General features: G+C 67.8%; 19 protein-coding genes. 15 read left to right on the top strand and 4 right to left on the bottom strand.

Annotated features, from left to right (window positions below; translation table 11 throughout):
* Position 1: 1 nt before the first annotated feature.
* The 9 genes from bcsE to BLR29_RS13395 all read left to right on the top strand — a co-directional run bounded on the left by bcsE (position 2) and on the right by BLR29_RS13395 (position 10,773).
* Positions 2-1,798, top strand: a complete 1,797-nt coding sequence (gene bcsE, locus BLR29_RS13435; RefSeq protein WP_092137492.1) for a cellulose biosynthesis protein BcsE — start codon at positions 2-4, stop codon at positions 1,796-1,798.
* Between the two features lie 6 nt (positions 1,799-1,804).
* A complete protein-coding gene (locus BLR29_RS13430; RefSeq protein ID WP_092137491.1) occupies positions 1,805-2,002 on the top strand; it encodes a hypothetical protein in 198 nt (65 codons plus the stop codon).
* Positions 1,999-2,763 (top strand): cellulose biosynthesis protein BcsQ, encoded by a 765-nt coding sequence (gene bcsQ / locus BLR29_RS13425; RefSeq protein WP_092137490.1) that lies wholly within the window; start codon positions 1,999-2,001, stop codon positions 2,761-2,763. Before BLR29_RS13430 ends, bcsQ begins: the two co-directional genes overlap by 4 nt.
* A complete protein-coding gene (gene bcsA / locus BLR29_RS13420; RefSeq protein WP_092137489.1) occupies positions 2,763-5,324 on the top strand; it encodes a UDP-forming cellulose synthase catalytic subunit in 2,562 nt (853 codons plus the stop codon). Before bcsQ ends, bcsA begins: the two co-directional genes overlap by 1 nt.
* 14 nt (positions 5,325-5,338) lie before the next feature.
* The gene (gene bcsG, locus BLR29_RS13415; RefSeq protein ID WP_092137488.1) at positions 5,339-6,901 is read left to right on the top strand and encodes a cellulose biosynthesis protein BcsG; all 1,563 of its coding nucleotides are present in this window, start codon (positions 5,339-5,341) and stop codon (positions 6,899-6,901) included.
* Entirely contained in the window at positions 6,898-7,125 is a 228-nt protein-coding gene (gene bcsR, locus BLR29_RS13410) for a BcsR/BcsP family cellulose biosynthesis protein (RefSeq protein ID WP_092137487.1), read from the top strand. Before bcsG ends, bcsR begins: the two co-directional genes overlap by 4 nt.
* A 179-nt stretch (positions 7,126-7,304) precedes the next feature.
* Positions 7,305-8,495, top strand: coding sequence for an iron-containing alcohol dehydrogenase (locus tag BLR29_RS13405; RefSeq protein ID WP_092137485.1), 1,191 nt, complete (start codon positions 7,305-7,307; stop codon positions 8,493-8,495).
* A 36-nt stretch (positions 8,496-8,531) separates the two neighbouring features.
* Positions 8,532-9,752 (top strand): MFS transporter, encoded by a 1,221-nt coding sequence (locus BLR29_RS13400; RefSeq protein ID WP_218132694.1) that lies wholly within the window; start codon positions 8,532-8,534, stop codon positions 9,750-9,752.
* Positions 9,753-9,846: 94 nt separating this feature from the next.
* Positions 9,847-10,773 (top strand): LysR family transcriptional regulator, encoded by a 927-nt coding sequence (locus tag BLR29_RS13395; RefSeq protein ID WP_092137483.1) that lies wholly within the window; start codon positions 9,847-9,849, stop codon positions 10,771-10,773.
* Positions 10,774-10,779: 6 nt separating this feature from the next.
* Here the strand turns inward: BLR29_RS13395 and BLR29_RS13390 are convergent, their stop codons facing one another.
* Positions 10,780-11,745: a Bug family tripartite tricarboxylate transporter substrate binding protein gene (locus BLR29_RS13390; RefSeq protein ID WP_092137482.1), complete on the bottom strand. Its 966-nt coding sequence runs from the start codon at positions 11,743-11,745 to the stop codon at positions 10,780-10,782.
* Between the two features lie 294 nt (positions 11,746-12,039).
* Between BLR29_RS13390 and BLR29_RS13385 the strand changes: the two genes are divergently transcribed.
* Both BLR29_RS13385 and BLR29_RS13380 read left to right on the top strand, forming a co-directional pair.
* Positions 12,040-12,261: a DUF3820 family protein gene (locus BLR29_RS13385; RefSeq protein WP_092137481.1), complete on the top strand. Its 222-nt coding sequence runs from the start codon at positions 12,040-12,042 to the stop codon at positions 12,259-12,261.
* Between the two features lie 28 nt (positions 12,262-12,289).
* On the top strand, positions 12,290-13,282 hold the full coding sequence (locus BLR29_RS13380) for a 2-dehydropantoate 2-reductase (RefSeq protein WP_092137480.1): 993 nt from the start codon (positions 12,290-12,292) through the stop codon (positions 13,280-13,282).
* A 186-nt stretch (positions 13,283-13,468) separates the two neighbouring features.
* Here BLR29_RS13380 and BLR29_RS32430 read toward each other — a convergent pair whose 3' ends face one another.
* Together BLR29_RS32430 and BLR29_RS13370 are read right to left on the bottom strand one after the other, a co-directional pair.
* Complete coding sequence (locus BLR29_RS32430; protein ID WP_176860945.1) at positions 13,469-14,257, bottom strand: hypothetical protein; 789 nt, start codon at positions 14,255-14,257, stop codon at positions 13,469-13,471.
* A 209-nt stretch (positions 14,258-14,466) separates the two neighbouring features.
* A complete protein-coding gene (locus BLR29_RS13370; RefSeq protein ID WP_176860959.1) occupies positions 14,467-16,026 on the bottom strand; it encodes a glucan biosynthesis protein G in 1,560 nt (519 codons plus the stop codon).
* 259 nt (positions 16,027-16,285) lie between these two features.
* Between BLR29_RS13370 and bglX the strand changes: the two genes are divergently transcribed.
* Positions 16,286-18,574 carry a beta-glucosidase BglX gene (gene bglX / locus BLR29_RS13365; protein WP_092137478.1) on the top strand — a complete coding sequence of 763 codons (2,289 nt, stop codon included), beginning with the start codon at positions 16,286-16,288 and terminating at the stop codon, positions 18,572-18,574.
* Positions 18,575-18,617: 43 nt separating this feature from the next.
* Here bglX and BLR29_RS13360 read toward each other — a convergent pair whose 3' ends face one another.
* The gene (locus BLR29_RS13360) at positions 18,618-18,851 is read right to left on the bottom strand and encodes a hypothetical protein (protein ID WP_092137476.1); all 234 of its coding nucleotides are present in this window, start codon (positions 18,849-18,851) and stop codon (positions 18,618-18,620) included.
* 157 nt (positions 18,852-19,008) lie between these two features.
* Between BLR29_RS13360 and BLR29_RS13355 the strand changes: the two genes are divergently transcribed.
* The 3 genes from BLR29_RS13355 (at position 19,009) to BLR29_RS13345 (ending at position 23,309) form a co-directional block, all read left to right on the top strand.
* On the top strand, positions 19,009-19,899 hold the full coding sequence (locus BLR29_RS13355; protein ID WP_092137475.1) for an alpha/beta hydrolase: 891 nt from the start codon (positions 19,009-19,011) through the stop codon (positions 19,897-19,899).
* A 10-nt stretch (positions 19,900-19,909) separates the two neighbouring features.
* Positions 19,910-21,979 (top strand): penicillin-binding protein 1A, encoded by a 2,070-nt coding sequence (locus BLR29_RS13350; RefSeq protein ID WP_176860944.1) that lies wholly within the window; start codon positions 19,910-19,912, stop codon positions 21,977-21,979.
* A 70-nt stretch (positions 21,980-22,049) separates the two neighbouring features.
* A complete protein-coding gene (locus tag BLR29_RS13345) occupies positions 22,050-23,309 on the top strand; it encodes an arsenic transporter (RefSeq protein WP_092137473.1) in 1,260 nt (419 codons plus the stop codon).
* Positions 23,310-23,365 lie beyond the last annotated feature (56 nt).

The raw sequence follows: 23,365 nt of genomic DNA, 5'->3' as shown, positions 1-23,365 counted from the left end.
GATGAACGACCTCGACCGCAATCCCCCATCCTCCCCGCGCGCGGCGCTGTTCAGCCGGTTGCAGGCACGCACGACGCTGGCCATCGAAGGGCTGTCGCCAGCACTGGCCGCGCTGGCACCGGGCCGCGCGCATGTCATCTATGCCGAGCCATCGCCGGCACGCGACGCGCTGTTCTGGCAGACCGCGGCATCCGCCTTGCGTGGGCCGGCCACGGTGCTCTCCGCGCGTGACACCGAATCCATCGCCACGGCGCTGCGCGAGCACGGGCTCGATATCGATGTGAACCGCGCCCTGCACGCCCGCGCCAACCTGTGCGCGCTGCGTCCTCAACCGGACCGGGCCGGCGCCGACGCGCTGATGGAGGCGCTGCAGGCGGTGGTCGATCAATGCGGCGCGCAGGGCAGCATGTTCCTGATCGAAGGCGCGCAAGCGTTCTTCGCGTGGCACGATGCCGCGACGCTCGCGCGCGAAGGCGCACGGCTGGCGGACTGGTGCGCGCAGCAGCGATGCGGCGTGCTGCTGGTGCTGGCCCCGCCCGCCACGGCAGACGGCCAGTCCGCACCCGACCTGCAGGGATTCCATGGCCGGTTTGCCGGCGCCGTCCAGCTCTCGCAGGCGCAAGGGCAGTACACGTGGGAAGTGGCGTTCTGGCGCGACAACCAGGCAGTGGTTGCCGGGGAAATCGTGCGGCTGCGTTTTGCCCCGCACGAGCATCGGCTGATGGTTGCGGCCGAGACCTTCACGGATGCGATCGAGGAAGCCGGCATGCTCGCCCCCGACGAGCAAAGCGTGATCATCAGCCGGGACGCGGTATTGCGCGAGCGCTGGATCCCGGAACACTGGCGCGTGGTGGACAGCAACGAGGCCGCGGTGGCCAGCGCCGGCAAGGCCGTGGCCGCCACCGTGATCCTGCGCTATGGTGGCAGCCGTGACCTGGAATTGCTGGCCGAGCAGGTACACCGGCTGCGGCGCGGCGGTGGGCGGGCACTGAAGATCGTCGTGCGCGAAGACCGGGAAGCCATGCGGCAGCAATACGAGCTGCTGATGCTCAACCTCGGCGCCAATCTGGTGGTGGCGCAGCGCACGCCCTTCGCCCGCATGCAGGCGATGATCGAAGGCCTGCAGGGCCAGGTGTTCTCGCGTCCGATCCTGGCGGACTATCGCAGCGCGCTGTCGGCGGTGCTCACCACTACCGCCAGTGGCTACGTGACGGCCTCCACGTTCCTCGCACTGGTGCGCGATGCCGTCGAGCGCAGCCGCCTGATCCGCCTGCCTCATGTGCTGTTGCAGCTCCCGTTGCTGCCCGAGGTAGCTCACGTCGACGCCTTGCATGCGTGCCGGATGAATCGCGCCGGCGATCTCTGCACGGCGGGCAGCGACAGCCTCTACGCATTCTTCTTTGCCTGCCGGATGGACGACGTCGATGCCGTATGCCGCCGCGTGTTCCAGCGACCGTTGGCGGACCTGTTCCAGGGCGACCTCCGCTGCGGCGACGCCGAGTCCATTGCCGCGACGCTGGGCATGCTGGAAGCGGAGATCGTGGCGCAACCACCACCGGACTACGCCAGCTGGCTCGCGCTGCATCACGAGACGCCTGCGCCAGCGCCTGTGGGGGGGACCGGCCCATTGCCTACGCACGTGCCCACGCAAGCGCCCACGGACGCGCCGGCCATCGCCGACGCGCTAACGGCAACCGCCGCCGAACCGCTTTCGCTGCGCCCCGGCCGTCGCGCCGCCAATGCCACGCCGCGTGCCGAGCCGCAACGGCATGCGGTGCCGCTCAAACGACAGGATTGATCCACCATGTCCATCTTCCTTGGCTACTTCATCTGGGGACTGATCCTGGCGGCGCCGCTGGCGTGGCTGACCTGGCGCTTCCATCTGCTGCGCTGGCTGCCGCGCTGGTCCGCACCACGCCCACGGCGCGCGGTGCGGCTGCCGCCGCAACTGGAGGCCGTGGTGATTCGCGGCAAGCGTCTGCACGACGGGGGCCGCCGATGAGGACCATCGCCATCGTCTCCACCACCGGCGGCGCCGGGCGCAGCACGGTCACGGCCGCGCTCGCATCGCTGCTGACGGGACGAGGACACGCCGTACTCGCCCTCGAATGCGATCCGCGCAACGTGCTCGGTTTTCACTTCGGCATGCGCCTGCCGGCACGCGACGGCCTGTCCGGGCACCTCGGCACCTCGCCATCCGGCGCCTGGGCGGAGGCCGGGCAGCGCAGCGATGATGGCGTGCTGTTCGTCCCGTGGGGAGAGCCCCGGCAGGACGACCCCACGCGAGCGCTGCTCCACGCCGGCCCGGAGTGGCTGCGCGGCCTGCTCGCGCAGGTGGACCTGCCCGCACGCGGCGTGGCCCTGATCGACACCGCACCGTGGCCGTCGGCTCATGCGAGCCAGGCCATCACCGCTGCGGACCTCGTGCTCGCGCTCATGCCCGCGCAGCCTGAGGTATGCCTGACGCTGCGTCGACTGGGCGATGCATTGGCGACACTGGGCCGCCCCTGCATCTACGTTGCCACGCGGTTGCAGCCGGCGCGCCAGCTTCATGCCGATATCGTGACGATGCTCCACGCCACGCTCGGCCAGGCCCTGCTGCCCTACCACGTGCATGAGGACAGCGGCGTGGCGGAAGCCTTCGCTCAGGGCCAGAGCTTCTGCCGCAGCACGCCGCATTCGCAAGCCGCGCATGACCTCAACGGGCTGGCCTCGTGGCTGTCCGCGTGGATCGACGCCAATCCACAAGGAGCGCAACCGTGATGGCAAACCTCAGACGCTGGATGGCGGCGAGGCAGGCCGCGCTCGCGCACGCACTGGGCATCCGCGCGCCCGCCCACGGCGGCATGTGGTTGCTGCGCGTGTTCTTCCAGCCACCACGCCCCGGCAAGCCGGACATCCCCGCGCTCTGGGCCCTGTGGATCCACCAGCGCGCAATTGCCCGGCTGGGCATGGGCAAGCGCCGCACCGCCGGCGCGTGGCTGTGGCGGCTGTTCGTGCGGCCGCCGCAGCCACGGCATCATCTGGCCGCCGACCCGCGCAAGCATCACGACACCGCGCCACCGGCCCAGGTGTCATGGCTGCGCCGATGGCTTGACCGGCGGCTGGAGCCGGCCTGGCGCCTGGGGGCACGGCTGCGCCGCAAGATCGTGGCCCGGCTGCCGCGCCCCGACTGGCATCGCGTCGGCCACGGCGCGGAAGCCCTGTCCTCACGCATCGGCCGGATTCCGTTCGCGCTGCCGATCTCGCTCACGCTCGCCGTGCTCACAGGCGTGGCCATCAGCACCACGCCGCTGTCGTTTACCGGGCAGGTGTTGCTGTTCGTGGTGGTGTGGGCGGTGTTGCTCGTCGTGCGCCGCATTCCCGGGCGGCTGGCAACCATCACGATGATTGCCATCTCGACGCTGATGGCAGGCCGCTACATCTGGTGGCGCTCCACGCAGACGCTGCAGTTTTCCAGCGCCACGGAGGCGGCGGTCGGCTACCTGTTGTACGCCGCCGAGTGCTACACGTGGCTCGTGCTGGCGCTCGGCTACCTGCAGACCGCGTGGCCGCTGCATCGCAAGCCGCGCACCATGCCGGGCGACCCCGCCGATTGGCCGGCCATCGACGTCTACATTCCGACCTACAACGAAGCGCTGAGTGTGGTGCAGCCCACGGTATTCGCCGCGCGCAGCATGGACTGGCCCGCCGACAAGCTGCGCGTCTACATCCTCGACGACGGCCGCCGCCCCGCGATGCGGGATTTCGCGGCGGCGGCCGGCGTGGGCTACATCACGCGCGACAACAACCGCCATGCCAAGGCCGGCAACATCAACCAGGCGCTGCCCAAGACCGGGGGCGAATACATCGCCATCTTCGACTGCGACCACATCCCCACGCGCTCCTTCCTGCAGATGACGATGGGCGAGTTCCTCGCCGATCCGCAATGCGCGCTGGTGCAGACCCCACACCATTTCTTCTCGCCCGATCCGTTCGAGCGCAACTTCGATACGTTCCGCCGCGTGCCCAACGAAGGCAGCCTGTTCTACGGACTGATCCAGGACGGCAACGACTTCTGGAACGCCACGTTTTTCTGCGGGTCCTGCGCGGTGATCAAGCGGGCACCGCTTCTGGAAATCGGCGGGCTCGCCGTGGAAACCGTGACCGAGGACGCGCATACCGCGCTGAAGCTGCATCGGCACGGCTACAACAGCGCCTACCTGCGCACCGTGCAGGCCGCCGGCCTGGCCACCGAAAGCCTGTCGGGCCACATCGGCCAGCGCATCCGCTGGGCGCGCGGCATGGCGCAGATCTTCCGCGTCGACAACCCGTTGTTCGGCAAGGGCCTGACGCTGTTCCAGCGACTCTGCTACAGCAACGCCATGCTGCATTTCTTCTACGGCATTCCGCGCCTGATCTTCCTGACCATGCCGATTGCCTACCTGTACTTCGGCCTGCACGTCATCAACACCTCGGCGCTGATGATCATGGCCTACGTGCTGCCCTACCTGTTCGTCGCCAACGTCACCAACTCACGCCTGCAAGGGCGCTACCGCCATTCGTTCTGGGCCGAAGTCTACGAGTCCGTCCTGGCGTGGTACATCGTGCTGCCGACGACCGTCGCCATCATCAACCCGCATGCAGGCAAGTTCAACGTCACGGCCAAGGGCGGCCAGATTGCCGAGGACTATCTCGACTGGACCATCTCCAAGCCCTATGTGGTGCTGCTGGCCCTCAACGCGGTGGGACTTGTGCTGGGCGTGGGCCACCTGCTGTTCGGGGACACCAACGAACCCGCTACGGTGCTGATGAACATGGCATGGGCGCTGGCCAACCTCGTCATGCTCGGCGCGGCGGTCGGGGTGGCCCGGGAAGCGCGGCAGGTCCGCATTTCCCATCGCATCCCGATGCGCGTGCCGGCCACGCTGCTGCTGCCCGACGGCACCACGCTCGCGTGCAAGACGGAGAACTACTCGATCGGCGGGCTGGGCATGGTGCTGCCCGTCGACGTGCCGCTCGAGGAAGGCGCACACGTCGGCGTCTGCCTGTCGCGCGGCACCCGCACCTATCATTTCCCGGCGGTGGTCACGCGCAATGTCAACCGTCACCTGGGCGTGCGCATGGACGACCTGAGCATGGAGCGCGAGACCCAGTTGATCCAATGCACGTTCGGCCGCGCCGACGCGTGGATCGACTGGCTCGACGACGAACGTGCCGACGCGCCGCTGCGCAGCCTGAAGGAGGTCATCGAGATGGGATACCAGGGCCTGCTGCGCCTCTACGACGCGTTCATGGACGCCGTCGACCTCATCATCACGCGGCGCCAGCCCCGCCGACCCTGAGCCAGCACAACGCCATGGGACTCTGGAACCTCTACTTCCTCGCCAAGCTCTACCTGTTCCACACCGGGCAGCTGCACCCGCAATGGCTGTTCAATATCGCGCTCGCGCTGTTGCTGGTGGTGCCGATGGAGACGCGCTACCTGCGCGTGCTGCGCCAGGTGCTGGCCATCATCGTGGGGGCCGCGCTGGCCTGGCGCGAATCCACGCTGCCGCCGTTCGCGCGCGTGGTCTCGCAGTTCTCGAACATCCAGGCATTCACCCCGGCGTACCTGCTGGAACTGGCGCAGCGCCTGATCTCGCTGCAGATGGTGGTGGCCATCATCGTGGTGCTGATCGCCTACTGGCTCGTCAATCGCTGGCTGCGCGTCACCACGCTCGTGCTGATCGCGCTGGTTGCGATGCCGTTCTGGTATGGCGTGGGTGTCGGCAATCCCGCCACGCGCCTCAACCAGATGACCGCACGCGCGGCCGATACGCCGCGCGCCAATATCGAGGCCACCAACAGCTACGACGCCATTCTTGCCGCGTTCCGCGAGCAGGAGGCGCAGCGCACCGCCACCGTCGCGCCGCTCACCGCCAGCCCGGATGCGCAGTTCGACATCATCGTGCTGCATATCTGCTCGCTGTCCTGGGACGACCTGGATGCCGCCAAGGCGCTCAACCATCCCCTGCTGTCGCGATTCGACTACCTCTTCAAGAATTTCAGCTCGGCGGCAAGCTACAGCGGTCCGGCGGCGATCCGGCTGCTGCGCGCCTCTTGCGGCCAGCAGGCCCATCAGGACCTCTACAGTCCCGCCCCGGACGAGTGCCACCTGTTCCAGGCGCTGGCGCAGGCCGGCTTCGGGCCGCATATCCTGATGAACCACGACGGGCGCTTCGACAATTTCCACACCGTGGTCGAAACGGAGATCGGCGCGCCGGGCCTGAAACCGGAGCCGACCGATGGCGTGCCGGTGGCCATGCGCGCCTTCGACGATTCGCCGGTGCTGAGCGACTTCGCGACGTTCGACCACTGGTACAGGCAGCGGCTCACCCAGAACAAGGGCCCCGTGGCGCTGTACTACAACACGGTCACGCTACACGACGGCAACCGGCTGCCCGGCAAGCGGCTGACCAGCCTGGAATCCTATCCGCTGCGGCTGGGAATGCTGCTCGGCGACGTCGACAAGATCATCGAGACGATCAGCAAATCGGGGCGCAAGGCCGTGGTGGTCTTTGTGCCCGAGCACGGCGCCGCGCTGCGTGGCGACCAGAACCAGATCTCCGGCCTGCGCGAGATTCCCACGCCCCACATCATCCACGTGCCGGTCGGCGTCAAGCTGATCGGCCTGCCCACCACGGCCACGACCGACCCGGTGTCCATCGAGGCGCCGTCAAGCTTCCTTGCGCTGTCCCAGCTGGTATTCAACCTCGTCGCGGACAGCCCCTTCCGGCAGGGCGCGCCGGCGCTGGCGCACTACGCCGAGGACCTGCCGCAGACGCAGATGGTCGGGGAGAACGAAGGCACCGTGACGATGAAGCGGACCAACGGCTACGTCATTCACACGCCCGACGGCGTCTGGGTGGAGCAGAAATGATCCGGCCGCCAACCGCGCGCAAGATCGCCATCGCCTACAGCGATATCGACGTGCTGGCACAGCGGGTGGAAGGCTTCGACGCGCAGCGCTACTTCGACCAGCAGGACGACGTGGAGGCGGCCGCGGCGGCAAAGCGATGGCCGTTGCTCGCGCGCGTGATGGGATGCCCTGCGGCAGACGGCGACAGCGAGAGCGACCGAGACGCCGACGCCCCGGGCGACTGATACGTCTCCGGCGCCGATTCGTTGCGGCGCCCGCTGCCTGTGCGCTGCCATCGCCATCCGCGATGGCGGCCTCGCCAATGACTGGTTTTCCGTCCGCGCGCCGCGCGCCATCATCCGGCTACCTGTCCACGCCACCGCAGAGCGTGGAATTCGATTCTCAGGAAGCCTCAGGAAGCCAAATGGAAAGCCTCACACAGACACCCCACCGCTACCGGTTCACCGGGCACGAGAGGGTCTTCCACAATGTCTCGGCAGCCGCCGCCTTGCCCGATGTGCTGTCGCTGTTCGGATATCAACGCGTCTTCGTCGTCTGCTCCCGGTCGATCCACACGAAAACCCGCTTCATCGATCAACTCAGGCAAGCGCTCGGGGAGCGGCTGGTCGGGCTGACCGACGATGTCGGCGAGCATTCGCCGCTCTCCAACGTCCTGAAGGCGGCAACGCAGGCACGCGACGCGCGCGCGGACGTGATCGTTTCGGTCGGCGGCGGGTCCGTCATGGACATGTGCAAGGCGATGCAACTCTGCATCTCCGAGAACGCCTACGATCGTGCCAGCCTGCTCGACCTGCAATTCGTCCTGTCGGAGGACGGCACCGAGATGCTGACGACATCCCGCGCGCCGGCCCGCATCCGGCAGATCGCGATCCCCACCACGCTAGCCACATCGGAGTGGACGCCCGTCAGCACGCCGATCGACGACGAAACCCGCCTGAAAGCGCGCTTCGTGGTGCCGGACGGCTCTCCACAGGCCATCCTCTACGACCCGGCGCTGTTGCGGCAGACACCCACGCGCCTGCTGCAGTCCACCGGCATCCGCGGGCTGGACCATGCGATCAACACCGCGTGTTCCTCGTCGCCTCACCCGTTTGCCAGCCTGCTGGCCGAGCGCGCCATCCCGCTCTACGTGGAGAACCTGCCCCGGCTCGGCGACGCGACCGGACCGGAAGCGTTCACGCAATGCCAGCTGGCAACGTGGTACACCGGGATGGGCCAGATGTCGGTGCCGCACGGCTTCAGCCACTGGATGGTGCACATCATCGGCCCCTACGGTGGCGTGGCGCACAGCGACGCGGCGTGCGTGCTGATGCTCGCCCAGGCCAGGTGGCTGGAAGGATGGGCCACGCCCCAGCACGACCGCGTGCGCGCCGCGCTGGGCCGGCCGGGCCAGCCGTTCCATGACATCCTGCACGACCTGCTGGTGACGCTCGGCATGCCGACCACGCTGGACGATCTCGGCCTCACGCGCGCGCAGGTGGACGACATGATCGGCCCCGCGCTCGCCCATCCAATGGTCACGCGCAACAACCTCCGCCCGATCACGACCGAAGCCGACCTGCGTGCCGTCCTGGCGCTGGCGTGGCGCGCATAGCGCGCGGCATCGCTTCCCGCGTCAGGAGTCTTCGCCATGTCAAACACACTCTGCCCGAATGCCGCCTCCGCGCTGCATGTTCCCCACCCGGTCACCGGCATGCGGCAGGCGGCCGCTGCCGTGACCGCGGTGTTCATGCTCTCCAATTCCCCGACGCCGTTGTATGTGGTCTGGCAGCGGTCGCTCGGGTTCTCCTCCGGCACGCTGACGGTGATCTTCGCGCTGTACATCGCGTCGCTGCTCGCCACGCTGCTGGTAGCGGGCCAACTCTCCGACCGTTATGGACGCAAGCCAGTCCTGATTCCCGGCCTGCTGGCCGCGCTGGTCGCCTGTGTGCTGTTTGCCACGGCGACATCGGTGGCGGCACTTGCCGTCGCGCGGCTGCTGACCGGCGTCGCGGTCGGCGTGATCGTCTCGGCCGGCATGGCATCGGTCGGCGATCTTGGCGGACCGGATCGCAAACGCGAGGCCGCCTTGCAGGCCTCCGTGGCGATGGTGCTCGGCGCGGGACTCGGACCGTTGCTGGCTGGCGCAGCCGCGCAGGCACTCAGCCATCCCGTGCTGCCCATCTTCGGGATCGAGTTCCTGGTGCTGCTGGCCGCACTCCTCATCGTCGTCCGCCTGCCCCTGCATCGCCCGCCCCCCGGCACCACCACGCGGCGCCTGCGCCTGCCCGCGGTGCCGGCGCAGAATCGCGGGCATGTCGCAACCGGCATCGGCGTGTTCGGCCCGGGCATTACCGCCACATCGTTCGTGCTGGCGCTGGGACCGTCGCTGCTCGCCCGTCTTCTGGACGTCCGCAGCCCGCTGCTGGCTGGCGGCATGGCGTGCGCGATGTTCCTGACGGCGACCGGCGTGCAGTTCGCGGTGCGGCAATGGTCGGTGCGGAAGATCTTTGCAGCGGGATCGGCGGCCACGGTGCTGTCCATGGCCGCGCTGGGCATCGCCGTGCACGCCGCCTCCGCGCCGGTGCTCATTGTCGCGGCGTTGCTGGCGGGCGCCGGACAGGGGCTGGGCCAGCTCGGTGGCCTGACGCTTATCAGCGTGCACGTGCCCGCCACGCGCCGGGCCGAGGCCAATGCCGTCATGAACCTGGGCGGCTACCTGCCTGCCGGCCTGCTGCCCGTGCTCGCCGGCTTTGCGATCGATGCCGCCGGCTTTGCGGCGGGCGCCACGTTGTTCGCCGGGGTGCTGGCGCTCGTCGCCGTGGCTTGTGGCGCCGCCGTGCTGCGCGCCGTTGGGCGCGCCACCGCCTGAGCTTGCCATCGCGGCCAACGATGGCACAATCGACACGCCATGTGTCCGGAGCCGGCATACAGGCTCCGGGCTCCGTCATTGCCGCCTCGCCGCCATGAAAATCGATCCCCTCTCGCTCAAGCTGTTCCTGGCCGTTTCCGAGCTCGGCACGATTGCCGCCGCCGCTGAGCGCGAGCATATCGCCGCGTCCGCGCTCAGCAAGCGCATCAGCGATCTGGAGGGCGCGCTCCGTACGCAATTGCTCGCGCGCAGCAACAAGGGCATCTCGCCCACGCCGGCAGGCCTCGCGCTGCAGGACCTGTCGCGCGGTATCGTCAACGATCTGGACAACATCGCGACGATGATGCAGGACTACGCCACCGGAACACGCGGGCTCGTCCGCATCTACGCGAACGTATCCTCCATCGCCCAGTTCCTGCCGACGGATCTCCACGGTTTTGTCGAGAAGTATCCCGACGTGCAGCTGCAACTGGAAGAGCGCATCAGCACCGCCATCCTGCGCGGCGTGGCGGAGAACGCCGCGGATATCGGCTGCTATGCCGACGTCGGCAGCGTGCCGGCGAACGTCATCACGCTGCCCTATCGCGAAGACCATCTCGTTGTCGTGATGTCGAAGGGCAACTCCATGGCACGGCGCAAGCGGCTGACCACCGAGGAGCTGCTGCGCCATTACCTGATCGGGCTCCAGACCGGCAGCTATATCAACCTGCAATTGCTGCGCATCGCCGGCGAACTGGGCATACCCGTCAAGTTCCGCATGCAAGTCAACAGCTACGACGCGGTGTGCCTGATGGTCGAAGCCGACATGGGGATCGGCATTCTGCCCGTGAGCCTGGCGCAGCGGTACGCCCGGACGCTTGGCATCCGCATCGTGGATCTCGATGCGCCGTGGGCCGACCGCAAGCTGAACCTGTGCATCCGCACCTATGACGGGCTGCCCGTCGCGGCGCGGTTGCTGGTCGACCATCTTTGCCCGACGGCGGCAGCCATCGCCGCCGCCACGGCAAAAGGGGCGACCTGATCCGCCCTAGTCGACCGTAGCCCCGGCCGTTCTGACGATCTCCGACCAGCGCGCGAGATCGGCGCGAATCAGCGCATCGAACTGCCGGGGACTGGACGAAAACGGCTCGCAGCCCTGCTGCGCCAGCGTCTCGCGCACTTCGGCGCTTTCCAGCGCCTTGCCGAGCGCGGCCTGCAGGCGAACCATGATCGCCTGCGGCGTGTTGGCCGGCGCAAAGAGGCCGTACCACGGCGTGGCGCCAAACCCTTTCAGGGTCTCCCCCACCGTCGGCACATCGGGCATGGAGGGCAGCCGGTGCTCGTTGGTCACGGCCAGCACCTTCAGCTTGCCCGCACGGATGAACGACTGTGCGGACGGCACGCTCTGCACCGACACCGGCACCTGCCCGCCCACCACGTCCGCCACAGCGGCGGAAGCGCCCTTGTATGGCACGTGCACCAGACGTATGCCCGCGCTGCGCTGGATCATCTCGCCGATCAGGTGATTCAGCGTGCCGTTGCCCGCGGACGCATACATGATGGTGTCGGGCCTGGCGCGCGCCGCATCGACGAGTTCGCGGACGCTGCCCGGACGGAACGACGGGTTGGCCACCAGCACGTAGCCGGCGGTCGCGACGCTGCCAACTGGCGCGAAATCGCGCAACGGGTCGAAGCCCGTGCGCCGATAGAGCGACGGATTGATGACGTGGGCGCTGCTGACCGTAAATAGCAACGTGTAGCCGTCCGGGGCGGCCTTGGCGACGTAGGCCGTGCCGATGTTGCCACCCGCGCCCGGCCGGTTTTCGATCACGACCTGCCGGCCCAGTTGCGCGGACAGCGTCCGGATCACGATCCGCGCGATCACGTCATTCGCGCCGCCCGGTGCCTGCGGCACGACGACAACCACGGGCCGGTTGGGATACGCCTCCTGTGCGCTGGCGGTGGCCACCAGGCTGAACGCCAGCCATGCCGGCAAGGATCTGAATCGGGGCATCTGTCTGTCTCCTTTCTGGAATGGTCGCGGACCTGTCTCCACATGGCGGCACGCGACGTCTTCCATGCATGTTGCGCGAGGCGCGGACACCTGCAAAACAGCATCTCGCGATCTCGCCATCGCGAAATCAGATGGCACGGCCGCGACCCTCCCTCGACAGGCCCGGCAACGCGTTCGGCAGCGGTGCGGGGCCTGCAGTCCGGTCGCTGGTCCGGTCGGCTCCGGGGCGAATCCGGGCCAAATCCGGCGCTACAATGCAAGGCCATCCGATGGCCTGCCCCCGATCTCTCCGCCATGATTCCCGACAGTGATTCCCTCACCCTCCTTGTCACCCGCACGATGCCCTTCGGCAAGCACAAGGGCACGCTGATCGCCGACCTGCCGGGCAACTACCTGAACTGGTTTGCGCGGGAAGGCTTTCCTCCGGGCGAGATCGGCCGGCTGCTGGCGCTGATGCACGAACTGGATCACAACGGGCTGTCCGATTTGCTGAAGCCGCTGCGCGCGCGGCGCTAACAGGTTGACGGCCTTCAAGGAGCACACCATGAAGATTTGCATCGTCGGCGCCGGCGCTATCGGTGGCTGGATCGGCACCCGGCTCGCGGCCGCTGGCCGGGCCGAGGTCAGCGCCCTGGCGCGCCGCGACACGCTGGCCGCGCTGCGCGCGCACGGCTGGCGCATGAGGCAGGGCGGCGCGCTGATGCAGGCCCCCGCCCGCGCCGAGGAGGATGCGGCCAGGCTTGGCGAACAGGATGTGGTGGTGATTGCCGTGAAGGGCCCGGCGCTTGGGCAGGTGGCAACGCAGATTGCGCCGCTGATCGGCCCGCAAACCGTGGTGCTGCCCGCGATGAACGGCGTGCCGTGGTGGTTTTGCCAGGGCCTGCCGGCGTTTGCCGGCAAGCCGCTGGAATCCGTCGATCCCGGCGGCCGGATCGCCGCCGCCATCGGCTTCGGGCACGTGGTGGGATGCGTGGTGCATGTGAGCGCGGCGAGTCCGGAGGCCGGTCTGGTCGACCACAAGATGGGCAACCACCTGATCATCGGCGAGCCGCCGGGCGGCGCCAGCGACCGCGTGGCAAGGCTGGCCGAGGTGTTCAACCATGCGGGCATGGAGATCACCGTCTCCGACAACGTGCGGCAGGACATCTGGTACAAGCTGTGGGGCAACCTGACGATGAACCCCGTGTCCGCGATCACCGGCGCCACCACCGACCGGATTCAGGCGGACCCGCTGGTGCGCCGCTTCTGCTCCGCCGCCATGGAGGAAGCCGCGCAAATCGGCGCAAGGATCGGCTGCCAGATCGACCAGTCGCCGGAGGACCGCCATGCGGTGACGGCCCGGCTCGGCGCGTTCCGGACCTCGATGCTGCAGGATGTGGATGCGGGCCGTGCGATCGAACTCGACGCCATCGTCGGTGCGGTACAGGAAATCGGCGAGGTGCTCGGGATGTCGAGCCCCAACATCAGCGCCTTGTTCGGCCTGACACGGCTGTTTGGCCGCGTGCACGGGCTTTACCCCGAGGCGGGCAAGGGCTGAGCCGGGACGAACGGGACGATGGGGGAAGCGGAGATATCCGAGGAATCCGGGGAATCCGGGGAATCCGAGGAATCCGGGGAATCCGGGGAATCCGGGGAATCCGGGGAATCCGGGGAATTTGGGGAATCGAGAGGCGCGGAGAAGCGGGGGGACACGCCCCCCGTCATCGTTCCCCTGGCCAGCCTTTTACAGCTTGGTGCCGAGGGCGATGAAGCCGTCGCTGCGGTCAGGCAACAGACCCACAGCGTACAAGCGCGTCACGGTGCCGCTGGTGGCACGGATGGCAATGCCCGTGGTCGTTTGCGTACCCAGTACGCACGCGCCGCCCTGGAACGTCACCTTCACGTCGTACACGTTCTTGCCGCTCGCACGCGGGACGATCGTGCCGCTGTAGCTGCAGGACGTCGCGCCCACCGGCGTGTTGCCGGTCAGGAGACCGCCGGAGGTGATGGTCAGATTGCTGGCCGTCGCGGCGCTGGTGCCGGTGGCCGTCTGCGCCGAGTAGACGCCGGCAATCGTCGACAGGCTGGCCGGCGTGGCATAGCTGCTGTCGTACGTGCTGTTGAAGTTGATCGTCTGGGCGCCTTCCACCACGCTGCCGTTCAGGCTGGCCTTGGCGACGTACGTCGCCGTGGCCGTGGCCGGCGTACGCGTCAGCGTGGAAAGGTTGATGTCCAGGACATTGGTCGACTTGAACGTGCCGCTCGACGACGTGCCGCTACCCTGCATCACGCCGTACAGCACGCCGCCGCGCGCGTAGAGCGCGTACAGTTCGCCGTTTTCGAGGACGGCGGCGAAGAGGTCATACCCGGTGGAAGTGGTGCCGTTGTAGAAACCTTCCGCCGTCGTGGGCGGGACCGGCGGACTCGTGGGCGTGAGCGAGCCCTTGCCGCTGTCATCGCCACCGCCGCCGCAGGCGGCAAGGAACAGTGGCAGCGCCATCGCGGTCACGCGAAGCGCAAATGCTGATTTCATAGTCATCTTCCCTGTGAATGCGGAATCGAGCCCGCTGGTTTTTATGGCGGTGCGCGCCAGTCTGGTGTGCACCGGCCGCAACCTTAGCGGGCGGGAAGTGACAAGGGAAGCATCTTGAAGTGGGGTGTCAAAAGCACCCTACGGGTGCCATTCCGGAAGATTCCGAGCCGGCCACCGCGCCGTCGCCGGCGCGGTTCCTGCCGCGCGACTTACTGGACGGGGGGCTTCCCGCCGGCCGTGTTCGGGGGAATCTGGTAACTCCAGGTCTCGCTGAGCACCTTGTCGCCGGTCATCAGCGCCTCGCGCATCTCCACCACCTTCTTCGGATCCTTGACCCGGATCCGCAGTGTCACGCGATAGCCCTTGGTCACCGGGTTGGGCTGCAGCACGTTCTCGATGACCTCGGCGTTGTCGCTGACGCTGTACACCGCGCGCACGGGCGCATTGGCCGGCAGGCTGGTCAGCACCGGGCCCTCGAAATCGATCACGAAGCCCAGGCTGCCGTCGAGGTGGCGGATCAGGTTGGCCTGCATGATCTCGCCCGCCGTGCGCAGCGTCTGCTTGACCCATGCCAGGTCCTTGCTGAAGACGCCGCGCTCGTCCATGGTCCAGTGCATCGTGTAGTCCGCCTTGATCGGCTGGCCTTTCGGCGGCAGCTGGTCTGGCGTCCAGAAGGACACGATGTTGTCGTTGGTCTCGTCGGGCGTGGGAATCTCCACCAGCTCCACCTTGCCCTTGCCCCAGTCCCCTTGCGGCTCGATCCAGGCACTCGGGCGCAGGTCGTAGCGGTCCTTCAGGTCTTCATAACCGGAGAAATCGCGCCCCCGTTGCAGCAGCCCGAACCCGCGCGGATTGTTCACCTGGAACGTGCTGATGGCGACGTTGCGCGGGTTGTTCAGCGGGCGCCACAGCCATTCGCCGTCGCCGGTATGGATCGACAGCCCGTTGGAATCGTGCAGCGCGGGGCGGAAGTTGTTGGCATCGCGCTGCTGGTTCGGCCCGAACAGGAACATGCTGGTCAGCGGTGCGATGCCGAGCTTGGTGACCGGCCCGCGCATGAACACGCGCGCCTGCACCTTCAGGATGGCGTCCTCGCCGGGATAGAGATCGAACCGGTACGCCCCGGTGGCATTCTTCGAATCGAGCAGCGCGTAGAAGACCAGGTGCTTGTCCTGCGGATTGGGACGTTCGATCCAGAATTCGCGGAAGGCCGGAAACTCCTCGGCCACCGGCAACCCGGTGTTGATGGCCAGCCCGCGGCTGGACAGGCCGTAGACCTGCCCCTTGCCGATGACGCGGAAATAGCTGGCGCCCAGCACGCTCATGATTTCATCGAGCTTGTCGGCGCGATTGATCGGATACAGCACGCGGAAGCCCGCGTAACCGAGCCGGCTGGTGGCGGCGCGGTCGAGCTTCAGGTCCCCGAAATCGAAACGCGCCGGCTCGTACTTCATTTCATTGACGGCATTGCCGACGATCTCGTTGATCCGCACCGGCGTGCTGAAGTGCATGCCCTGGTGGTAGAAGCCCAGGCGGAACGGCGTGCCTTGATCCTTCCACTCCATGTTGTCGACCCTGGGCTGGATCTTGATGTAGTCGGCAAACTGCATCTGGGCGAATGCCGGCGGCAGGTTGCTGACCGGCGCGGCATAGGGCTTGTCCGCCAGCACCTTGGCACGCGAGGTCACGTCGTCGAGTGAAAATGCGCGGGCCTGGCCGGCGCCCAGCAGCGCTGCGGCAATCGCGAATGCCGGCAAGGCAAATTTCATCTTGTTACGAAACGACACGGCGAAGATGGCAAGAACCACGAATCCCTCCAGGAAAAACGAATCAAAAACAGGCTGACACGCCACAGCAGCCGAAGTTGCCAGTGTATGGCGCTACACTGCGGGCGCAGTCCACAAAAATAACCGATTTCGCCTGACGTGCCACCCGGCGCGTCCGACGACAGCCGGCAGGACCCGAATCCCCGCACCATGGCGGGGCCACGTTCGGCGTCACGCCTCTTGGGACCACTACCACATGCGAATGCTTTCTACGCTGGCCGTCGCGGCCAGCCTGGTTTGTACGGCGGGGCTTGCCGGCGCGGCCCCGGCGCCGATGGGAGACAAGAACGCGTTCATCGCCGACCTGATCGGCCAGATGACGCTGGAGGAAAAGATCGGCCAGCTGCGGCTCATCAGCATCGGGCAGGACATGCCCCAGCCGCAGCTGATCAAGGAGATCGCGGCGGGCCGCGTGGGCGGCACGTTCAACTCCGTCACGCGCGCCGACAACCGGCCGTTGCAGGACGCGGCGGCCCGCCAGAGTCGCCTGAAGATTCCCATCTTCTTTGCCTATGATGTCGTGCACGGCCATCGCACCGTCTTCCCGATCAGCCTCGGGCTGGCGTCGAGCTGGGACATGGGCGTCGTGGAGCAGGCCGCACGCATCTCCGGCCTGGAAGCGAGTGCCGACGGGCTCGACGCCACCTTCGCGCCGATGGTCGACATCTCCCGCGACCCGCGCTGGGGCCGCACGTCGGAGGGCTTTGGCGAGGACCCCCACCTGGTCTCCCAATGCGCCAGGGCCAGCGTGAAAGGTTTCCAGGGCGCTTCGCCGGCCAATCCGCAAGGCGTGATGGCCTTCGTCAAGCACTTCGCGCTGTATGGCGCCGTGGAGGGCGGACGCGACTACAACACGGTGGACATGAGCCCGCAGCGCATGTACCAGGACTACCTCCCGCCCTACCGCGCCGCCATCGACGCCGGCGCGGGTGGCGTGATGATCGCGCTGAATTCGGTCAACGGCGTGCCGGCCACCTCCAACACGTGGCTGCTGCGCGACCTGCTGCGCAAGGAATGGGGATTCAAGGGCGTCACCGTGAGCGACCACGGCGCAATCGACGAACTTCTGCGGCACGGCGTGGCCAGCAACGGCCGCGAAGCCGCAAAGCTGGCCATCCAGGCCGGTGTCGACATGAGCATGGCCGATTCCCGCTACCTGGAGCAACTGCCCGGACTGGTGAAATCGGGCGACGTGCCCGTACGCCTGATCGACGACGCGGTGCGCGAGGTGCTGGGCGCCAAGTACGACATGGGCCTGTTCCAGGACCCGTACCGCCGTATCGGCAATGCGGCCGGGGATCCGGCCGACGTGAACGCGGAGGCCCGCCTGCATCGCGCCGAGGCCCGTGCCGCGGCGCGCAAGTCGCTGGTGCTGCTGGAAAACCGCAACCAGACGCTGCCGCTGAAGAAGTCTGGCACGGTCGCCGTGATTGGTCCGATGGCCGACGCACCGATCGACATCATGGGCAGCTGGTCCGCGGCCGGCAAGGCCACGCAGTCGGTCACGCTGCTGCAGGGCATGCGCGATGCGCTGGCGGGCAACGGCAAGGTGGTCTACGCGCGCGGCGCCAACGTGACCGACGATGAAAGGGTGGTGGGTTACCTGAACTTCCTGAACTGGGACAATCCGGAAGTGGTGCAGGACAAGCGGTCCCCGGGCGACATGATCGCGGAAGCGGTGGAAGCGGCGCGTCAGTCAGACGTCATCGTGGTGGCCGTGGGGGAATCGCGCGGCATGTCCCATGAGGCATCGAGCCGCACGAGCCTGTCGCTGCCCGGCAGTCAGCAGACGCTGCTCAAGGCACTCCGGACCACGGGCAAGCCGCTGGTGGTGGTGCTGATGAACGGCCGCCCGCTGACGGTGAACTGGGAAAAGGAGAATGCCGACGCGCTGCTGGAAACCTGGTACGCCGGCACCGAAGGCGGCCACGCCATCGCCGACGTGCTGTTTGGCGACGAGAATCCGTCGGGCAAGCTGCCGATCTCGTTCCCGCGCTCGCTCGGCCAGATCCCCACGTACTACAACCACCTGCGCATCGGCCGGCCGTTCACGCCGGGCAAGCCGCCCAACTACACCTCGCAGTACTTCGAGGAAGAATCGGGACCGCTCTACCCGTTCGGCTACGGCCTGAGCTACACGACGTTCAGCCTGTCCGACATCACGCTGTCCGGCCAGACGATGCCGCGCAACGGCAAGCTGACGGCGAGCGTGACGGTGAAGAACACCGGCCAGCGCGAAGGCGAGACGGTCGTGCAACTGTATGTGCAGGATGTCACGGCGTCCGTGGTGCGGCCCGTCAAGGAGCTGAAGGATTTCCGGAAGGTCTTGCTCAAGCCCGGCGAGTCGCGCGTGGTGACGTTCCCGATCGATGAAGACAAGCTGAAGTTCTTCAACGCCAGGCTCGAATACGCGGCGGAACCGGGGGACTTCAATGTCCAGATCGGACTGGATTCCGAGTCGGTGCGGCAGCAGCGCTTCGCGCTGCAATGACGCGGTGGCGCAGGCGGGGCCCGGCGGGCCCGCCCTCGCGCTGTCAGCGGTTGCCGTCGAGCAGGTCGTTGAGGATCTCGTCAAACACGGACTGGGCGTCTTCCAGCCCCTGCAGGGCGGCATCGAAGGTCTGCAACGCGATCTTCGACGGCTTGCCGCTGCCCTCCGGCGGATACTGGCTCTGCAGCGCGGTGAAGGCTACCTGCACCTGCCGTGTGGCACTGACCAGCCGCTCCATCGCTTGCGCCTCTTCGGCGCGCTTTTGTCCATCGTCCATGCAAATGGCCCCCCTTGTTGGCCCGGCGACCAGACGGCCGCATGTTACTGTGAGGCGTATCGTACAAGAACTCGCGCAAGCCCGGCCCGGTCGAACGCCGTGACGCCACCTTTTGGATTAGGCTCAATAGAGCCGGCCAACATTTAGCAGCGCCCCCATGCCTTCCCTCGCCCGCAAGACGATTGCCGTCACCCTGCTGACCGCCGGCAGCTTTGCCTGCTACTGGACCTACCTCACCGTCAACCAGGAACGCCTGCTGTTCGATGCCCGCCGGCGCCCGCCGCGCGACCTGCCCGACGGCATCGTCGCCTATTCGCACACGGTGCCGGGCGGACTGTTCCGCGGCTACGTCTATCACGCGGACCACGTGGGCGTGCGCGACCTGCTGTTCTACCTGCCCGGCCGCGGCGAGGACGTGCTGGACACGCTGCAGTTCGTGAAGTGGCTACCGGCCGGCATGGGCTTTGCCACGTTCGACTACCGGGGACTTGGCCACTCCGACGGCATGCCTTCCGAGGCCGCCGCCGTGGCCGATGCCAGCCAGTTCCTGCTCCATATCCGCCGCGCCTTTCCTGGCGTGCGGGTGCACGTGGTGGGCCGCTCGCTCGGCACCGGCGTGGCCATCCAGCTCGCGGACCTGCAGGATTTCGAAAGCCTGCAACTGATCACCCCCTATGACTCCCTGCTCGAGATCGTGGGCAAGCGCTTTCCGCTGGTGCCGCTGCGCCAGCTGATGCGCCACCATTTCGACTCGATCTCCCACTGCAAGAAGGTGGTCCAGAGCACGAAGGTCCTGCTTGCGGAATCGGATGACGTGGTCCCGCACGCATGCTCCGAACGGCTGATCGCCGCGTGGCCCGGCCCGGTGGCGCTGCAGACGATTGCCGGCACCGACCATTTCTCGATCGTGGAACGGCCCGAGACATGGCACGCGCTCTGCGAATTCGCGCGGCAAGTGCCGCATCATCCGCCCGAGCGCGTCCGCAAGACGCCACCCGAAGATCACACCGAGACTGGCGTGCCTTTGCCGCTCCCCGCCGCGCGGTAGAATGCGCGCCATGAAACGAATCGCAGTCAAGGCCGCCGGCATCGCCGCCGCGCTGGCCGCCGCCGGCGTGTTGCTCGCCGGCTTTGCCGCCGTGATCAGCCTCCGGCAGCTCCCCTCCGTCGATGCCCTGCGCGACTATCGCCCCGACGTCCCCCTGCGCGTCTACACGAGCGACGACGTGCTGATCGGCGAGTTCGGCACGGAGCACCGCGAGTTCATCCCGATCGAGCGCATGCCGAAGCTCATGGCCAACGCGCTGCTGGCCGCCGAGGACGATCAGTTCTACAACCACGTCGGCGTGGACGTGCCCGGCCTGTTCCGCGCCGCGCTGGCCAATCTCGGCGAAGGCTACGCGCAGGGTGCGTCGACCATCACGATGCAGGTGGCGCGCAACTTCTACCTGTCGCGCGAAAAGACGCTGGCGCGCAAGTGGTATGAAATCCTGCTGGCCTGGCAGATCGACCGTTCGCTGCCCAAGGAGCGCGTGCTCGAGCTGTACATGAACCAGGTCTACCTGGGCGAACATGCCTACGGCTTTGGCAGCGCCGCGCAGGCCTACTTCGGCAAGCCGCTCGCGTCGCTGTCGCTGGCCGAAACCGCGATGCTGGCCGGGCTGCCCAAGGCGCCGTCCACGATGAACCCGGTGGTCAACTATCCGCGCGCCAAACGGCGGCAGGAATACGTGCTGGGCCGGATGCTGGCGCTGGACATGATCACGCAGGATCAGTATCGCGACGCCCGCGCCGCGCGCCTCCTCGTCTCCGGCGACACCAATGGCCGCTTTGCCGGCCATGCCGAGTACGTGGCCGAACTCGCGCGCCAACTGGCCCACGATCGCTTTGGCGATGACGCCTACACGCGCGGCATCAACGTCTACACCACGGTGTCCTCCGTCCGGCAGAGGCTGGCCTATGACGCGGTGCATGCCGGGCTGGAACGCTACGGCAAGCGGCATCCGGGCACGAACCTGGCGGCGGCCGCCTTGCCGCAGGCCGCGCTGGTATCGCTCGATGCCCGCACCGGCGCCATCGAGGCGATGGTCGGCGGCGCCGACTTTGCCACCAGCCGCTTCAACCACGTCACGCAGGCGCAACGGCAGCCGGGCTCGACGTTCAAGCCGTTTGTCTACTCGGCCGCGCTGGAACGCGGGATCTCGCCCGGCACGCTGATCAACGATGCGCCGCTGGACGATCCGCGCTGGCAGCCCTCCAACGACGACAACCGCTTCGTCGGCCCGATTACCGTGCGCCAGGCGCTGGCGGAGTCCCGCAACCTGCCCGCCATCCGCACGCTGCAATCCATCGGCATTCCGTACACGATCGACCACGCCGGCAAGTTCGGCTTCGCCACCAGGCGCCTGCCGCCCTACCTGGCGATGGCGCTCGGCACGGGCACGACCTCGCCGCTGCGGCTGGCGGCCGCCTACGGCGTGTTTGCCAACCAGGGGCATCGCATCGAACCATACCTGATTGCAAAAATTACCGACGGCGATGGCCATGTGCTCTTTTCCGCCAGCACCGAGGCCGAGCCGCCGCGCGTGATTTCGGAGCGCAACGCGTTCGTCATGAACAGCCTGCTGCAGAGCGTGGTGGACGAAGGCACCGGGGCCGGCGTGCGCCGCTATCTGCGCCGCGACGATGTGGCCGGCAAGACCGGCACGACCAACGACGCCGTCGATGGCTGGTTTGCCGGCTACGCGGCGGAGGTCGTAACCGTGGCCTGGATGGGCTTTGACGACAACCGCAGCCTGGGCCGGCGGGAATTCGGCGCCACCACGGCGCTGCCCATCTGGGCCGCGTATATGGAAGGCCGGCTGGCCGGCGTGCCCGAAGCCGATTTCCCCGCGCCGCGCGACCTGGCAAGAATGAACAATGACTGGGCCTATGCCGAGAACGCCGATGGCACGCACGGCATCGTCGCGCTGGGCTTCCCGCCCCCGGGCACGGCCACGGACAGCCCGGCCAGCCCGGTTGCGCCCGGTGCGCCGGGCGGGCCTGGTGGGGTAGCGACCCCGGCTGCCGCCGTCTCGCCCGCGCCGGACCCGGCGCCACGAAACGGCGCCGCCGCCGGGCCGCTGTGATCCCTCGCCCTGAGCTGTCGCCCTGATCTGTCGCTTTGAACCCTCGCCTTGAACCCGCCCTCTTCTTTCGATGCCCGCCGATAACGCAACGCTGATCTGGACCGTAGCGGCCACTGCCACCGCCGGTGTGCTGCTCAGGCCGTTCCGGCTGCCGGAAGCGTTCTGGGCCATGGCGGGCGCCATCCTGCTCTGCGCGGCCGGGCTGCTGCCGTGGAGGGAGGCCCTGGCCGCCGTCGCGCGCGGCAACGACGTCTACCTGTTCCTGGCCGGGATGATGCTGATCTCGGAACTCGCCCGCAAGACGGGACTGTTCGACCACGTGGCCGCGCTGGCCGTGCGCAGCGCCCGCGGCTCCGCAAGACGGCTCTTCGTGCTGGTCTATGGCTTTGGCATCGCGGTCACCGCGTTCATGTCGAACGACGCCACTGCGGTGGTGCTGACGCCGGCCGTGCTGGCCGCCACGCGCGCGGCGCGCGTGAAACATCCGCTGCCCTATCTCTATGCTTGCGCGTTCATCGCCAACGCCGCCAGCTTTGTCCTGCCCATCTCCAATCCGGCCAACCTGGTGCTGTTCGGGGACCGGATGCCGCCGCTGGCAGGCTGGCTTGCGCGCTTCACGCTGCCGTCCGTGGTGGCCATCGTGATGACATTCGTGGCGCTGTACTGGACGCAGCGCGAGGCGCTGGCCGAGCGCATCGAGGACGATGTCCCCGTGCCACCGCTGACGCTGCAAGCCTGGCTGACGACGGCCGGCATCGTGCTGACCGGGGTGGCGCTGCTGACGGCGTCACTGCGCGGCCAGGACCTGGGCTGGCCCACGTTCCTCGGCGGCGTGGCCACGCTGGCCGCCGTCTGCGCCACGCAGCCGCGCCTGCTTGCCCCGGCACTCAAGGAAGTGTCATGGGGCGTCCTGCCGATGGTGGCGGGCCTGTTCGTGCTGGTGGCCGGGCTGGAGCGCACTGGGCTGGTCGGCCATCTCGCCCATTGGGTCGGCACGGTGTCCGCGCAGGCCGGATCGGCTGGCGTGGTTGGCGCGGGCGTTGCCGGCGTGGTGGTCGGCCTGGTCAGCAACGTGGTCAACAACCTGCCGGCCGGCTTGCTGTCGGCATCGGCGCTGGCGGCCGGACACGCGTCGGACACCGTCACGGCTGCCGTGCTGATTGGCGTCGACCTGGGGCCGAACCTGTCCGTGACCGGATCGCTGGCCACGCTGCTCTGGCTGACCGCGCTGCGCCGGGAAGGCCATGCCATCGGCGCGGGCACGTTCCTCAAAACCGGCGCGATCGTGATGCCGCTGGCGCTGCTGCCGGCGCTGGCCGTCCTGCGCTGACCCTCGCTGACCCTGGCGCGGCGGCGGGCCCGTCCCGGTTGTAGCGCCCTCCCATC

Source organism: Cupriavidus sp. YR651, assembly GCF_900101625.1.
Lineage (GTDB): Bacteria > Pseudomonadota > Gammaproteobacteria > Burkholderiales > Burkholderiaceae > Cupriavidus.
The sequence above is the reverse complement of the archived record's forward strand: the minus strand, read 5'-3'. Positions and strand labels throughout refer to the sequence as shown.